This window comes from Enterococcus alishanensis (genome assembly GCF_019218635.1).
GTDB classification, from domain to species: Bacteria; Bacillota; Bacilli; order Lactobacillales; family Enterococcaceae; genus Enterococcus_A; species Enterococcus_A alishanensis.
Genome location: NZ_JAHUZB010000003.1, coordinates 485,917 through 500,841, shown reverse-complemented (window position 1 = coordinate 500,841; position 14,925 = coordinate 485,917). Strand labels below are relative to the sequence as shown.

Annotated in this window: 20 protein-coding genes; 15 read left to right on the top strand and 5 right to left on the bottom strand. The window is 35.2% G+C overall.

The genetic code is table 11. From position 1 onward, the window contains the following. Nucleotide 1: 1 nt before the first annotated feature. The 3 genes from KUA55_RS09500 to KUA55_RS09490 are packed head-to-tail and all read left to right on the top strand — an operon-like array spanning nucleotide 2 to nucleotide 2,862. Nucleotides 2-1,201 carry an MFS transporter gene (locus tag KUA55_RS09500; RefSeq protein ID WP_218325957.1) on the top strand — a complete coding sequence of 400 codons (1,200 nt, stop codon included), beginning with the start codon at nucleotides 2-4 and terminating at the stop codon, nucleotides 1,199-1,201. 53 nt (nucleotides 1,202-1,254) lie between these two features. After that, on the top strand, nucleotides 1,255-2,283 hold the full coding sequence (locus tag KUA55_RS09495) for a LacI family DNA-binding transcriptional regulator (RefSeq protein ID WP_218325956.1): 1,029 nt from the start codon (nucleotides 1,255-1,257) through the stop codon (nucleotides 2,281-2,283). A gap of 12 nt (nucleotides 2,284-2,295) precedes the next feature. Beyond that, complete coding sequence (locus tag KUA55_RS09490) at nucleotides 2,296-2,862, top strand: sugar O-acetyltransferase (protein WP_246601454.1); 567 nt, start codon at nucleotides 2,296-2,298, stop codon at nucleotides 2,860-2,862. A gap of 47 nt (nucleotides 2,863-2,909) precedes the next feature. Here KUA55_RS09490 and KUA55_RS09485 read toward each other — a convergent pair whose 3' ends face one another. The 3 genes from KUA55_RS09485 to KUA55_RS09475 form a co-directional block, all read right to left on the bottom strand. After that, nucleotides 2,910-3,260, bottom strand: a complete 351-nt coding sequence (locus KUA55_RS09485; RefSeq protein ID WP_218325955.1) for a DUF2200 domain-containing protein — start codon at nucleotides 3,258-3,260, stop codon at nucleotides 2,910-2,912. Between the two features lie 57 nt (nucleotides 3,261-3,317). Next, complete coding sequence (locus KUA55_RS09480) at nucleotides 3,318-4,184, bottom strand: aldo/keto reductase (RefSeq protein ID WP_218325954.1); 867 nt, start codon at nucleotides 4,182-4,184, stop codon at nucleotides 3,318-3,320. A 155-nt stretch (nucleotides 4,185-4,339) separates the two neighbouring features. Continuing rightward, nucleotides 4,340-4,594 carry a hypothetical protein gene (locus tag KUA55_RS09475; protein WP_218325953.1) on the bottom strand — a complete coding sequence of 85 codons (255 nt, stop codon included), beginning with the start codon at nucleotides 4,592-4,594 and terminating at the stop codon, nucleotides 4,340-4,342. A gap of 255 nt (nucleotides 4,595-4,849) precedes the next feature. Here KUA55_RS09475 and KUA55_RS09470 point away from each other — a divergent pair, with 255 nt between their 5' ends. The 10 genes from KUA55_RS09470 (at nucleotide 4,850) to KUA55_RS09425 (ending at nucleotide 11,178) form a co-directional block, all read left to right on the top strand. Further along, nucleotides 4,850-5,572 (top strand): dihydrofolate reductase family protein, encoded by a 723-nt coding sequence (locus KUA55_RS09470; protein ID WP_218325952.1) that lies wholly within the window; start codon nucleotides 4,850-4,852, stop codon nucleotides 5,570-5,572. 16 nt (nucleotides 5,573-5,588) lie between these two features. After that, entirely contained in the window at nucleotides 5,589-5,933 is a 345-nt protein-coding gene (locus tag KUA55_RS09465; protein WP_218325951.1) for a MerR family transcriptional regulator, read from the top strand. Nucleotides 5,934-5,942: 9 nt separating this feature from the next. Next, on the top strand, nucleotides 5,943-6,116 hold the full coding sequence (locus KUA55_RS09460) for a hypothetical protein (protein WP_218325950.1): 174 nt from the start codon (nucleotides 5,943-5,945) through the stop codon (nucleotides 6,114-6,116). Nucleotides 6,117-6,341: 225 nt separating this feature from the next. After that, a complete protein-coding gene (locus KUA55_RS09455) occupies nucleotides 6,342-6,542 on the top strand; it encodes a cold-shock protein (RefSeq protein ID WP_218325949.1) in 201 nt (66 codons plus the stop codon). 136 nt (nucleotides 6,543-6,678) lie between these two features. Then, nucleotides 6,679-8,016 (top strand): branched-chain amino acid transport system II carrier protein, encoded by a 1,338-nt coding sequence (brnQ, locus tag KUA55_RS09450; RefSeq protein ID WP_218325948.1) that lies wholly within the window; start codon nucleotides 6,679-6,681, stop codon nucleotides 8,014-8,016. A gap of 59 nt (nucleotides 8,017-8,075) precedes the next feature. Then, the gene (locus KUA55_RS09445; RefSeq protein WP_218326168.1) at nucleotides 8,076-8,681 is read left to right on the top strand and encodes a DUF998 domain-containing protein; all 606 of its coding nucleotides are present in this window, start codon (nucleotides 8,076-8,078) and stop codon (nucleotides 8,679-8,681) included. Nucleotides 8,682-8,739: 58 nt separating this feature from the next. Next, complete coding sequence (locus KUA55_RS09440; RefSeq protein WP_218325947.1) at nucleotides 8,740-9,129, top strand: hypothetical protein; 390 nt, start codon at nucleotides 8,740-8,742, stop codon at nucleotides 9,127-9,129. Nucleotides 9,130-9,139: 10 nt separating this feature from the next. Continuing rightward, nucleotides 9,140-9,595: a GNAT family N-acetyltransferase gene (locus KUA55_RS09435; RefSeq protein WP_218325946.1), complete on the top strand. Its 456-nt coding sequence runs from the start codon at nucleotides 9,140-9,142 to the stop codon at nucleotides 9,593-9,595. A 55-nt stretch (nucleotides 9,596-9,650) separates the two neighbouring features. Then, complete coding sequence (locus KUA55_RS09430) at nucleotides 9,651-10,556, top strand: TMEM175 family protein (protein ID WP_218325945.1); 906 nt, start codon at nucleotides 9,651-9,653, stop codon at nucleotides 10,554-10,556. A gap of 67 nt (nucleotides 10,557-10,623) precedes the next feature. Then, nucleotides 10,624-11,178 (top strand): hypothetical protein, encoded by a 555-nt coding sequence (locus KUA55_RS09425; protein WP_218325944.1) that lies wholly within the window; start codon nucleotides 10,624-10,626, stop codon nucleotides 11,176-11,178. A 46-nt stretch (nucleotides 11,179-11,224) separates the two neighbouring features. On the opposite strand, the gene KUA55_RS09420 is transcribed toward KUA55_RS09425, so the two are convergent. Next, the gene (locus tag KUA55_RS09420; protein WP_218325943.1) at nucleotides 11,225-11,554 is read right to left on the bottom strand and encodes a hypothetical protein; all 330 of its coding nucleotides are present in this window, start codon (nucleotides 11,552-11,554) and stop codon (nucleotides 11,225-11,227) included. Nucleotides 11,555-11,728: 174 nt separating this feature from the next. Here KUA55_RS09420 and KUA55_RS09415 point away from each other — a divergent pair, with 174 nt between their 5' ends. After that, nucleotides 11,729-12,223 carry an Lrp/AsnC family transcriptional regulator gene (locus KUA55_RS09415; protein WP_218325942.1) on the top strand — a complete coding sequence of 165 codons (495 nt, stop codon included), beginning with the start codon at nucleotides 11,729-11,731 and terminating at the stop codon, nucleotides 12,221-12,223. Further along, on the top strand, nucleotides 12,220-13,383 hold the full coding sequence (locus KUA55_RS09410; protein WP_218325941.1) for an aminotransferase class I/II-fold pyridoxal phosphate-dependent enzyme: 1,164 nt from the start codon (nucleotides 12,220-12,222) through the stop codon (nucleotides 13,381-13,383). Before KUA55_RS09415 ends, KUA55_RS09410 begins: the two co-directional genes overlap by 4 nt. A gap of 86 nt (nucleotides 13,384-13,469) precedes the next feature. Here KUA55_RS09410 and KUA55_RS09405 read toward each other — a convergent pair whose 3' ends face one another. After that, the gene (locus KUA55_RS09405) at nucleotides 13,470-14,819 is read right to left on the bottom strand and encodes an amino acid permease (protein WP_218325940.1); all 1,350 of its coding nucleotides are present in this window, start codon (nucleotides 14,817-14,819) and stop codon (nucleotides 13,470-13,472) included. Between the last annotated feature and the right edge of the window lie 106 nt (nucleotides 14,820-14,925).

The window sequence follows — 14,925 nt, the reverse complement described above, 5'->3', positions numbered from 1 at the left end:
AATGGAAAAACGAAATTCGGTTATTACTCAAGCAGCGATTTTGTCCCTTTCGATTTTATTGACGAGTGCAACTGCCATTAACGGTGCTTTACCACAAATGCGCAATAGTTTAAATATGACAACTACTCAAGGAGAGCTGGTGGCAACTGTGCCAGCCTTGGCGGTTGTAATTTTTGTAATCCTTTCTAATCTAATTGCTAAAAAAATCGGGATTAAAAAGACTGTTCAAATTGGTTTGCTTTTTGTGGGATTCGGCGGGATTGCACCAATTTTTCTAACCAGTTACCCTATGATTATCGTTAGTCGCTTCATTTTAGGTGCAGGATTTGGTTTGTTTAATTCTTTAGCGGTTTCAATTATTAATTTGTTGTATCGAGATGAAGTGAATCGTCGGGCGACTTTGCTAGGATTTAGAGGCGCAGCTGAAAACATCGGGAGTGCGGTTATGACGATTGCTGCAGGTATTTTGCTAAGTGTCAGTTGGAAATTTTCTTTCGGTGTTTATGCGATTGCTTTTCCAATCTTTATTTTATTCACCATGTTTGTTCCAGAAATTGATGAAAAAGATCATGAAAAAAGTAGTGATCAAGGACAATCTCACGAAAAAATTCAATTACCAGTCTTTTTATTAGCGCTGTTTGCTTTATTTTTAGTGATGACCTTTATTGCAATTGGCGTTCGTTTTCCAGCAATGGTGACTTCGATGCGAGGAGAGGACTACAATGCCTCTAACTTTTTAGCGGTGATGCCGATTATTGGGATTGTTACCGGTACATTTTTCGGGCGCATCAATCAAATTTTAGGAGAAAAGTGTCTGCATTTAGGCTTGATTTTATTAGCAATTGCGACTTTATTAATTGGCTTATCCAATGGTAATTTTGCTCTATTATTAGTTGGGTACTTTATTAGTGGGATTCCTGGAAGTTTGATTTTTCCATTTATTTATAACTCATTAAACAGTTATGCTCCTGCTAGCAAAATGAATATTGCCACTTCGATTATTTTAATCGGTTGTAACTTAGGAAATTTCTTAGCACCATTTGGTTTGAGTATTTTACAAAAGGTTACTGGATCAGAAAGTATTTTTGCTCCATTTATCGCGTTGTTTGTCATTATTATTGGGATATTGATTGCTTTTATCGTGAGAGATATGGGTTTTTTTCAAAAAAACCAACTAACTAAAACCGTGAAGTCTAAATAACTTTGCGATCATCTGTGGTAAAATTTAGTTATCAAACAGGTGAGGTGGAAAAAATGGTTGGTATCCGTGATGTTGCTCGAAAGGCAAATGTTAGTCCCGGTACAGTATCTCGTTTTTTAAATCAAGATCAAACATTATCAATTTCTGATGAGACGAAGACTCGGATTTTATCCGCAGTGAAAGATTTAAATTACGATATTAGTAAACGTAAATATGAAAAGAAAAAGTTGCCATCTCTCGGTTTAATTTCCACTATTGATCGAAAAAAAGAACTAGATGACCCTTATTTCAGTCAATTACGGGCAGGAATCAAAGAAGAAGCGCGTCGACTACACTTAGGTATGAATCGAACTTATTATTTAGCTGAGGACGACCCGCAAGAATGGAAAGACTTTGATCATTTAGGTGGCATTATTATTATTGGTTCGGTCCAAGAAAAATCAATTCAAAAGTTAATGTCACAAAATAAAAATATTGTCGTGGTGGATAATCCTGACATTCAAGCCGATGTGGATTTAGTTTATGCTGACTTTGAACGAATGACACAAAAAATTTTATCACTATTAATTGCCGCAGGTCATAAAAAAATTGCTTATATCGGCGGTTACAATATTGATATGAATGAATTTGGGGAAAAAGAATATAACGAAAATGAAAAAAGATTACGGGTGTATAAACAGTTTATGTACGAACAAGGGTTAAAGCAAAATATTGATTACAAATTAGGATTATGGGAACCTTTGGAAGGTAAACGAATGATGGATGAGCTATTATCAGAAAATGGCGAGAATCTTCCGACTGCAATTTTAGTTGGAAGTGATCCACTATCAGTGGGTGTCTACCGTAGCTTGCAGTCAGCTGGGAAAAAAATCGGTGAAGATATCGTCATTGTTAGTTTTGACAATATTGAAATCGCTGAATATTTAACACCTAATCTGACAACCGTCAATATTAATAGTCGAGAAATCGGAAAAGCTGCCGTTCGTTTGGCCAAAGAAAAAATTAATCAAGAAAGAAGCGAAAATGTTGTACTAACTTTTCCTTCAAAATTAATCGAACGTGAAAGTTTCCGTTTTAGCTAAAGGAGTTTTTATTTGGATACAGCAGAAATCAAACGGCGCATGGATAGTGGCGAAATCTACTATGAAAATGCCGAAATTTATCAAGAACAGGTTCAATATACCGACTGGATCTTTCAATACAATCAATTACTGCCTAGTAAAAAAACCGAAAAAATAGCTTTATTACAAAAAATCTTTGGCAGTGTAGGAAATGATACGACTTTAATGCAGCCAATTCATGCTAATTGGGGAAAAAATACTTTTATTGGTGAAAGAGTCTATAGTAACTTTAATTTGACTTTAGTTGATGACACTAAAATTATTATTGGAGACGATACAATGATTGGTCCCAATGTAACCTTGATTGCCGGAACTCATCCTCTAAATCCAGAGCTACGTTTAAAAAATGCTCAATATAATTTACCAGTCACGATTGGTAAGAATGTTTGGTTAGGGGCCAATGTAATTGTTTTTCCAGGAGTGACAATTGGCGACCATTCGGTGATAGGTGCTGGTAGTTTAGTAACAAAGGATGTACCAGAGAATGTTTTAGCTTACGGCTCACCATGCAAGGTGATAAAAAAAATAGAGAATAGTTAGATAGTAAAACAGCCAAGAGACGACAAAAATCGTTCTTGGCTGTTTTTTTATTTTCGTAAGATTTTTTCCATAGTTTTGCCTTTTGCTAATTCATCAATCAATTTATCTAAATAGCGAATTTTTTGCATCAAAGGATCTTCAATTTCTTCCACTCGCACACCACAAACCACACCTTTAATCAGTTTCGTGTCTGGATTTATTTCCGGAGCTACTGCGAAAAACTCTCTGAAAGAATGTTCAGCTTGAAGTTGCGCCATTAATTGTTGTTGCGTAAAACCAGTCAACCAACAAATAATTTGATCGACTTCTGTTTTAGTACGACCTTTTCTTTCTGCTTTTTTAACATACAAAGGATAAACTGTCGCAAAGGACATCTCGAATATTTTTGTGTTCGTCATCTAACGCTCCTTTTTTTATAATAGTATCAAGAAAAGAAGGGAGAGACAACCTAACGATTATTTATCAGTTGCCCGACGGAATACAGGAATGTCAGTGCTAGAACCATAATCAATTTTACCGATATTCTTTAAAGTCGCCATATCTTCAGCTGAAATTTCAAAATCAACATCGGCATTGTTTTTCATGTGAGCAATTTTTTCTGTTTTTGGTAATGGCAATAAATCAAGTTGCAACAAGTATCGTACTGCTAATTGAGGAATTGATACTTGATATTTTTCCGCTAAAGCCGTGATTTCGGGATTACTCATCATTTCACCATGGGCAATGGGCGAGTATGCTTCTACCAAAATATCATTTTTTTGAGCAAAATCGATTAATGCAACAGGTGTATGACCGATATGAGCCAAGACTTGATCAACCATCGGTTTAATTTTTCCATTGTTGATGATATTTTCTAAATCAATTTGTTCAAAATTTGAAACACCAATTGCTTTAATTTTCCCTACTTCATATGCTTCTTCTAAGGCCTTCCAAGCAGCCAAGTTGCCATCAAAATAATGATTAGCCTCCTCTTGGAAATTTGCCCAAGGCTTAGGAGAATGGATAATCATTAAATCGATATAACCAATAGCTAATTTGTTCAAAGATTCTTCGATTGCGGCAACTGCACCGTCATAATTTTTAATTTCTGCTGCCAATTTCGTCGTTAAGAAAAGTTCTTCTCTAGGAATCCCAGAATGACGAATGCCAGCGCCTACTCCAACTTCATTTTCATAAGCTTGGGCTGTATCGATATGACGATAACCAACTTCGATTGCTTCAATCACTGCTTTTTCAGCTTTTTCGTCAGGAATCATCCAAGTACCAAAACCAATTTTTGGAATTTTTACTTCATTGGAAAGAGTGTACGTTTCTTTTAACATATTAGATCCTTCTTTCTGTATTTGTTAAAACAAGCCTAACACTTAAACTGGACATTAAGGCAAGCAAAAAGCCACTAAAAATAAATTCAGCCGAAATACTCAACAGCTTATCTTTAGTGGCACAATTCCTAACAATATTTTTCTACTCCTAGTGACTAAGCGCTAACCCCTTGAAACAGTCCGGTCACTTGTGTCCAAATCCCTGAAGCAGCGAGCGAGATTTTATCCCACAATACAGCGAAATCGGGATTTACCACAAAATTTTCCAACTGATTTAAAGCAACTTCATGGTAGTTGACGACTAAATAAAGGACGATTAATACGCCAGCAACGCGCCACAGCAAGGATCCCATGCGGATTGCAAAATACAAAATAAATGCAATCACAGCGATGGCTAAAATCTGTTCCATTTGTTTTCACCTCCTTTGAAAGGTAGTATGGCGAAACTTTTGTAAAAGAAAATAGGACTAAAGTCGTAGAAAAACTTGGAAATTAGAAAAGTCCTATAAGAAAGCACGTTTTCTTTTATTTGTTAAAAATTTTCAAAAAAACGGTTTGATTAAAATTTAATTAAGGAATGAAACTAATGGATTGCCTTAAAGTCGACTTTAAGTTGTAGAATCTAAACATAGAAATGAGAAAAATCATATTTAGGAGGAATAATCATGACACGACCATTTATCTTTTGCCACATGTTAACATCATTAGATGGAAAAATTACCGGCGATTTTTTTAAGAGTGAAAAAGCCAAATCTGCTAGTCTTCAATTCTACAATATTGCCTTCGGGAAAGATCCTTATTACAAAAACCAAGGCTGGCTTTCTGGTCGAGTTACGTCAGACGACAACTTTACTTTTTATAAAGAACCAGCTTTATCGGCAAATTATCAACCTGTCCCCGCAGGTGATTTTATTAGCCAAGTTGGGGCAGAAATGTATTACATCTCTTTGGATCCTTCAGGCAAATTAGGTTGGGAAAAAAATACAATTAGTTATCGAGAAACGGTCGCAACAGTCATCGAAGTATTAACAGAAAGGGTTAGCGAACAATACAAAGCTTTTTTACGAGAACTAGATATTCCGTATATCATTGCTGGAAAAGAAACGATTGATCCGCAAGTGACGATTGATAAGTTACAAACGTATTTTCAATTAGACAGCATTATGTTAGGTGGTGGTGGTGTAATTAATTGGTCATTTATTCAAGCGGGTGTTTGCGATGAATTAAGTCTTGTTTTAGCCCCAGTTGCTGATGGAAATCCAGATACGCCTTCACTTTTTAATGCTATCGGAGGTCAGGCTGATGGAAAGAAATTTGCTGATTTTAAATTAATAGAAAGCAAAGTGTTAGCAGATGATGCGTTATGGTTAAGATATCAAGTGGAATAATAAAGGAGGCTAAGGGATGAAAATTTCTGAAGCAGCACAAGAGACTCAATTAAGCCCTAGCCTGTTAAGACATTATGAACGAATTGGTTTGACAGGAACAATCAAACGAAATCCAGATGGTAGCCGAAATTATAGTTCGAAGGACATTAAATGGATTCATTTAATGAAACAATTATTGGCGAATGAGGTACCGCTAGAAGTTTTATTGGATTATAACTTTTTATATCGTTTAGGCCCTTTTACAGATGATTGGCAAAAGGAGTTATTAGAAGAAGCGCAGCAACATTTGATTGCGCGATATCAAGATTTGATGACCACTATGCAGCAATTGAATCAAGTTATTGCATCTTATCGGAAATAGGAGGGAATTATGAAAAAAAGCCATCGTTTGTTGGTAATCATTGGTATTACGGTAATCTTTTTTTGGGGTTGGGATTTGATGATGCCAAAAAAAAGTCAGACAATTCCTGATAGCGCAATTCAATTAAAGGTTGATTCCCAAGTGAAAAATTGTGAGTATACAATTTTTTTAAGTAGTCAATAAATCTGAGATTACTTGAAATTTTTCATAAAATTATTGGAAACTTAATAAAATAGCGCGAAAATGCTCTTTTTATAATAATTATGTTGCTATTGGATAACAGGCGTGTTATGGTATGAAAGTAATAGTTTTGATGTGTTTTTTAATTTAGCAAGTTTCGACTTCTTTTTACACTTCTCAATGTATTGCAAATAAGCACATTAGATGTGTATTTGGAGGTACTACAATATGAATAACGGTACAGTAAAATGGTTTAACCCTGACAAAGGCTTTGGATTTATCACTGGTGAAGATGGAAATGACGTATTCGCTCATTTTTCAGCTATCCAAGGTGACGGTTTCAAAACTTTAGACGAAGGTCAAGCAGTAACTTACGATGTTGAAGATGGTCAACGTGGCCCTCAAGCAACTAACATTGTTAAAGCTTAATTTAAACTTTTAAGTGAAGGTCATTATGACCTTCATTTTTTTTTGCCTAAATTTACCTTATGAAGTGAAAAAAATCGATGATTCAGCTACAATGGAGAATAGTTTCAGATATTTTTCAAATAGTAGGAGATATTTTATGGAGAAAAAATTATCACTTAAGCATTATTTATTTATTGGTTCAATGTTATTTGGTTTGTTTTTTGGTGCTGGGAATTTGATTTTCCCTGTGAACATGGGTCAATTAGCTGGCAGTAAAGTTTTTTTAGCAAATTTAGGTTTCTTAGTTACTGGCATCGGTCTACCTTTTTTAGGAATTATCGCTATTGGAGCATCTCAAAGTGAGGGGCTATTAGATTTAGCTTCACGTATTAATCGCAAATATGCAATTATTTTCACCATCTTAATTTATTTAGTGATTGGTCCATTTTTTGCTTTACCCCGTTTGGCAACGACTTCCTTTGAGATTGGTATCGCACCTTTTACTTCAGGAGAACATTCAAAAATTGCGTTAGCTATTTTTAGTATTTTATTTTTCGTGGCCACTTGGTTCTTTTCCCGAAAACCTACCAAAATTTTAGATTATGTTGGTAAGTTTCTTAATCCAATTTTTTTAATTTTACTGGGATTTTTATTGTTTTTAGGATTTACACGACCATTAGGACCGATTGCTACGGCACCAGTACAGCCAGATTATCAATCCGCAACTTTTTTAAAAGGTTTTATTGAAGGGTACAATACCTTAGATGCATTGGCATCATTAGCCTTTGGAATTATTATTGTTACCACGATTCGTTCAATGGGTATTGAGAAACCTAGCCAAATTGCCAAAGATACAATTAAAGCAGGGACGATTAGTGTGATATTAATGGGAATTATCTATACTTTATTAGCTTATTTAGGTGCGATGAGTTTGGGAAAATTTCCGATTAGTGAAAATGGAGGAATTGCTCTAGCCCAAATTGCCAATCATTATTTAGGTACAATTGGTAGTATTTTGTTAGCATTAATTGTTATTTCCGCTTGTTTAAAAACAGCAATCGGTTTAGTGACGGCTTTTTCCGAAACTTTTGTTGAAATCTTTCCAAAAAGAAGTTATCAATTCTTTATTGTTTTTGCTAGTGTTTTACCTTGTTTATTTGCCAATATTGGTTTAACAAAGATTATTGAAATTTCGTTGCCAGTCTTGATGTTTGTTTATCCCTTAGCGATGACTTTAATTTTATTAGCAATTATCGGTCCGTTATTTAAAAATCGTCCGATTGTTTATCAAATGACGACTATTTTTACACTAATTGCGGCGATATTAGATGGTTTAGCTGCTAGTCCGAGTGTGATCGTCAACTTATCTTGGGTTCAGACATTATTGAACTTTGCTAAGCAATATTTACCATTATTTAATTTGGGAATGGGTTGGGTTGTTCCAGCCTTTGTCGGTTTTATTGTTGGTTTATTGATCGTTAAGCTAAAAAAATAAATTAAACGAAGGGGAGACCTTCGTTTTTTTTAATTGGAGGGAAATGTGTGAGAAAAGGTATGATATTTTTATTGTTAGCAGTGATCAGTGATTTTTTGACACCTTATGGATTGGGATTATTTGCACCAAATATCCATCAAATGAAAGATGTAATGAGCGCTTTTGGCGATGTCAGTAGTCCAGTGCGTACTCCTTTTTTAATTTGGTCAGTGATTTCGGGTATTTTATTTGTTTTGGCAGTCCCAGCTGTCTTTCATTATTTTCGCAAGACTTCGGTTGGTTTGGCGAGCCTGTTAGCCTTGTCAATTGCGTTGTATGGAATTGGTGACTGCATTTTTACAGGGCTTTTTAGTATTAATGAAGAAGCAGCAACATGGAACCTATCTACTTGGATTCATAATATTGGCTCGGGTATCGGCTATGCAGGATTTTTTCTATTCCCATTAATTTTGATATTACTTTATCAAAAACAAGGAGAACTAAAAAAAGTTAGGAAATATCAGCTACTCTTTGTTATCAGTCTTTTATTTGGTGCAATTTATGGTTTGGCGCAACTAAATGTACCGTTTTTCCATTTGGTAGGATTGTGGCAACGAGTTAGCTTTTTCTTTAACTATTTACCGATGGTGATTTTTGTTGGCGATGTTTTTAAAAATAAGTTATAATGAGAACGTAAGTTCGTAATTTATTTTTAACGAGGTGACAAAGATGGGAGAAGCGTTCATGTCATATCATCCAGACCCCTATGTTCGCAATTATGATGATCGTAAAATGGCGAAGTGGCTCGGTTTTTATCTAAGCGAGCATACGGCTGAGATGAATAAAGAAGAAAAAGATCGTCATGAAATATGGCAGCGACGAGAAATAATGAGTGACGAAGCAATCGGTAAAATATTAAATCAAGCTTATACGGATCAGCAAAAAGTTCGATTACAATTGGCTTTTTTAAACTCTGAGGGCCAACCAGAAGCTGATCTAATTGGTGTGATCGCTGGAATTGATCAACAAACCATTTACTTGGTTGAAGAGATAGATCATTTTCAAACAATTTTGCTGGAACAAATCCAATATGTGGAACTGGTGACGTATCTTAAATGGAGTGAAGAAATTTAAAGGAGCAAAAATGCGAGAAATCATAAAAATAAAAGACCAGCCTGAATTAAAAGAATTAGCTGCCAATTGGTTTCATCATAAATGGGGTGTGCCGTTAGAAGCTTATTTTGAAAGTATCGAGACAAGTATCAGTGGTAAAACAGCAGTCCCTCAATGGTATGGTATGTTTTCGAAAAATAAAATGATCGCCGGTATTGGTGTGATTGAAAATGATTTCCACAACCGTCAAGATTTGACGCCAAATATTTGTAGCTTGTATGTTGAAGAGGAGTATCGTAACCAAGGGATTGCTGGTGAAATGTTAGATTTTGTTTGTCAGGATATGAAAAATCAGGGGATTGAAACGTTGTATTTACTGACTGACCATCAAGTATTTTATGAAAAATACCAGTGGGAATTTTACACTTTGGCACAACCAGAAGAGACACAAAATCCCAGCCGTATCTACCGTCATCGTTTCATTTAGTCTTTTGCGAATTTTCCAGTACAATAAAAGAGAATTCAAAAGAGGAAGTGGAAAGATGAAAGAAAGAGTTGTTGTTTTTGGCGATGCGATCATTGCGATTATTCTAACCATTATGGTTTTAGAGCTGCCGGTTAAATATTTTGCTAATGGTGCAGTGAATATAACTGAATTGCTGAGAGCGATTGGGATATACTTTATTAGTTTTTGTTTTGTGGCGAATATTTGGTTTCAAGGTGCTTATAGCTTTAATCGGATTACTGAAGTAAAAAATCGAACCTTGGTAGTTTATTTAATGATGCTATTTACCTTATCATTAGTACCTTCTGCTACTCGATTATTAATTGAAGATACGACTCGTCAAACAATTATTATTTACGGTGTTCTGACCTTTATTGTCACGTTGATTTCGCGACGCTTGAATGCTAGTTTGGAATTACAAATATTAAATGGGCAACAACGGACGCGGCGCAAACAAGAGCTAGACCGTCAAGATATGTTTACCATTATTGTATTGGTTTGTTTGCTGATTTTTAGCTGGTTTTTTGTAAGAACAGCATTGATTGTTTATCTAATCATGCCAATTATGGCTTTTCTACAAAATATGATTGATCGAGAAGAAAATAATTTTGTCGATACTTTAGATCAAGACGAGCAAAATCAATATTATCAAAATCGTAAGGAAATAGTTGGGAACAATATACAACGGTATGGTCGTTTTCTGCGGGATTCGCTAAAGGATAGTAGCACACAAAATGATCCTGAAAAATTTCAAGCAGTCATCAACGAATGGCAACAACGTTTGCAAGTTGATATTGCTGAGCGTAAAAAGCAGTTAGCCAATGAAATGAATCCTAAAGAGCAACATAAAATCGAAAATGAACTCCGAAATTTAGATCGAATGAGTCAAAAATTAGCACAGAGAGGAAAATTTCCACCAAAAAGAAAAAATCGGGGAGCGTAATTTTTACGCTCCTTTTTTTATGTGCTATAATAAAATAAAAATATCGCAAAAGAAATAAGGTGAATAAATGTTTCGACCCAAGCAAGTAGAACACCCAATAAAAATGTATATTCGTCGTGATTTAGGAATTACCGTCGAACAATTTGGTCAAATTGCGGGCATTCCCCAATCAACTTTAGCTACTTGGATTAAACGAGAGCGACGAGTAGAGAAATTACCAATTGATTTTTATGCAGCTTTAGCAACAGTTGCTGATAAAAAGATTGAAATTGTCTATAAAGAATTATTGCAGTGGCAGCAGCAAGCTGATCGTTATAAACAGGAATCCCTTCAAACTTTAAGTGGTGAGCAGCCATTGTTTGCTTTAGCACAAAAAGAAGGACAAAAAATTTATCGTAAATATAAAGCGGAAGGTCGCCAGTCTGATTTACTTGAGCCAATGCGTCAGTTGCAAAAAGCCATCAAAAAATTAGACAGTGAGCTTTTTATTCAAACATTAATTGCCGTCTATGGCAATATTGCAGAACCGATGCCGCCATGGTTTGCTGGCAGCTTTCAAAAGAAAGATCAATTAAAAGAAGTTGGGCAAGCATTTTACAATGAAATATTGATTAAAGGCTAAAGAAAACCGCCAAGAGTAATTCTTTAAATTACTCTTGGCGGTTATTTTATAGTTCATTTGAAATAGTTTTAGAGATTTTTTTCAAATCATCAGTCATTTGACCAGTGTGCCTTGCAATATCTGAAACGCGTAAAAAGCTGTTTTTATACATTGCAACTTCACGCATTTTTTGATATCTCTCTTCGATTTCATTAAAAGTACGGGGTTTTTTATCAGACTTTTCAACGGTTTCTGAACCATTTTCATAATGCATTTCCAAAAAGGATAAAGCATCATTTACCCCATCTAAAAAGGCTTCATATTCTTCTTGCTGAATTTTACCTTCAGCTAAACGTTTTTTTTGTTTTTCAATAAATAGTTCAACGACTGTTTCCATGAATGACTCCTTCTATGACCGATTTAAATCAATTGTACTATGAATTGATGTAATTGAATAGATTATTTTCGGTAAAACAACTAATTTTTGAGAAAAATTTGACACTGGGAAGTATTTCATAAATAATAAACAAGTGATTAATTTTATGAGTTTATGATGAGAGAAGGTTTTTCAATGGAGAAAGCAAAACAACGTCAATTACTAAAAATTATTGAAAAAGATTGTCGCTTAAATGTTGCAGAAGTAGCAATTATGTTGGGCTTAGAAGAGCCCATAGTTGCGGCTGAATTGAAGCGGTTAGAAGAGAATAAGATTATTGCTGGTTATCGAGCTTTAGTTAATTGGGATAAAGTAGAGGATGATTGGATCGAAGCATTAGTGGAGGTCTCAATGGTACCTACCGGTGAGGATGGTTATCGCAAAGTCGCCCAGCAAATTAAAAGTTATCAAGAAGTTGAATCACTGTTTTTTATAAGTGGTGGTTTTGATTTTATCGTGTTATTGCAAGGACGAAATATAAAGGATATTTCTCGTTTCATTTCAACGAACTTAGCCTCCATTCCCGAAGTTTCTGGGACACGGACACATTTCTTGTTAGATAAATATAAAGAATGGGGTATTGATTTAACAGGAAACGACAACGATCCACGAATGCGGGTGAGTCCATGAGAGATTTTTTAGCGAAACGAATGACCAATATCAAGCCTTCAGGCATTCGTAAGTTTTTTGATATTGTTTCAGAACAACCGGATGCGATTTCTTTAGGCGTGGGGGAACCAGATTTTGATACGCCGCGTCAAATGACTGAAGTGGCCATTAATTCGTTGCGGGAAGGTCGAACTTTTTATACTGCAAATGCAGGTTTACTACCGTTACGCAAGAGAATTAATGATTATTTAAATGAAAGAGTGGGAGTAAACTATCAACCAGAATCAGAAATTATTGTGACTGTGGGAGGTAGCGAAGCGATTGATCTGGCTTTTCGCGTATTTTTGGATCCAGGAGATGAAGTGATTATTCCGGAACCAAGTTTTGTTTGCTACAAACCGATTACTGAACTTGTTGGTGGGAAAGCAGTTACGATTGATTTACAGATGGAGAATCAGTTTCAGTTGACTGCTGAGGAATTGGAAGCGGCCATTACACCTAAAAGTAAAATTTTGATGTTGTCTTATCCCAATAATCCAACAGGTGCAATTATGCCTAAAGAGGCGTTAATTAAAATTGCTGATGTAGTGAAGAAACATGATTTATTAGTAGTTTCGGATGAGATTTATGCAGAATTAATCTATGATGGTAGTTTTGTTAGCATTGCTAGTCTACCGGGGATGAGGGAGCGTACAATTGTCATTAATGGCTTTTCAAAAGCTTTTGCTATGACTGGTTGGCGTTTAGGTTTTGTCGCTGGGCCTGAAATATTCATCCAAGAGATGTTAAAAGTTCATCAATATACGATTATGGCAGCACCTACTGCTAGTCAGTATGCAGCCTTAGAAGGTTTAAAGGATTGGCATGACACAGTTGAAAACATGCGGTTATCTTATGAAGAACGGCGTAATTATTTGCATCACGCCTTAACTAATATGGGTTTGCCTTGCTATAAAGCTGAAGGTGCATTTTATTTATTTCCTCAAATTAGTCAATTTGGTTTGAGTAGCGAAGATTTTGCAATCCGTTTACTGGAGGAAGAAAAGCTAGCAGTGGTCCCTGGAAGTGCTTTTGGAGAATCTGGAGAAGGTTACCTGCGTTTGTCTTACGCTTATTCGTTAGATGAACTGAAGGAAGCCATTCGACGTTTAGAAAAATTTATTCAAAAAATAAACCACTAATCAAATTTGATTAGTGGTTTTTAAGTTTAAATAACTTTTTCTAAATGATGAGTTCAAATTATAATAAAATTTTTAAGAATATAGAGTTATCTCTTGGAGAATTTAAAGCGATAAATCAGTAATAATACAATAAACCACAAAGGAGTAAAAATTAAAGCTTCTAAGGTATCTGTCTGCAATGTTAAAGCAACCAATACGAAAAGTAAAAAGGCAAAAATCAAATAAGTCGAATAAGGAAAGAAAGGTAATTTAAAGTGATGCTGAGCAGCTGCCGCTGGATTTTTCTTGCGATACATCATATGAGTATAAACAATAATTCCCCAAATAAATAAGAAACAAATGGTTGCTACTGAGCTGATTAAGGTGAAGACTTGACTAGGCAAAAAGAAATTTAACACGACAGCAAAGAAAATAATAACCGTTGAAAACAATAGTGCTCTACCTGGAACACGGTGGCTAGTTAATTGTTTAAACTGCTTTGGTGCACTGCCTTCTTGTGCTAAAGAGCGAATCATTCTACCGGTACTGTAAATAGCACTATTGCAAGCAGACATAGCTGATGATAAAACGACAATATTAACAATCGATGCGGCTGCTACAATTCCGATCTCGGAGAATACTTGAACAAAAGGACTTTGATCTGCCGATAAACTATGCCAAGGATAAATTGACATAATCATAAATAATGAGCCCAAATAAAATAAAATGATTCGAACTGGAATATTGTTGATCGCTTTAGGTAAAACCGTTTCTGGATCACTCGTTTCACCACCAATCAAGCCAACTAGTTCCACTCCAGCAAAGGCAAAGGTTGCCATCTGAAATGATTTTACAAATCCAGAGCCACCTTTTGGAAAGAAACCACCCTGATTCCACAAATTGCTTACCGTCACATGACCAGCTGTTGTTTTATAACTGGTAATAATCATAAATGCACCAACAATAATTAAACCAATAATTGCGACTACTTTAATTAGTGCAAACCAAAATTCCAACTCACCAAACAATCCGACAGCAACCAAATTTAAACCAAGTAAAATGACCAAGGCAATCATTTCAGGTAGCCATTGTGGAATATTCGGTAACCAATAACGGACATATAAACCAGTTGCGGTTAAATCTGCCATGGCAATCGAAATCCAACAAAACCAGTAAGTCCAACCAGTAACAAAAGCGACTTTCGTACCTAAATATTCTGCTACAAAATCTAAAAAAGAATGATACTTCAAGTTAGTTAGCATTAATTCACCTAATGCTCGCATCACCAGAAAAATTACACCACCAGTAATGGCATAAGTTAGTAAAATAGATGGACCTGTTAATTGAATCGTTTTTCCAGAACCTAAAAAAAGACCTGTACCAATTGCTCCACCAATCGAGATTAATTGGACATGACGATTTTTTAGTCCGCGTTCTAATTCTTGATGTTTTTCCATTTTGACAACTCCCATTCTGATATAACAACAAGAATTCTACCAGAAAAAACTATTTTACACAGAAAAAAAGTTTGATAAATATCTAGACCAATTGATTTTCTAATTT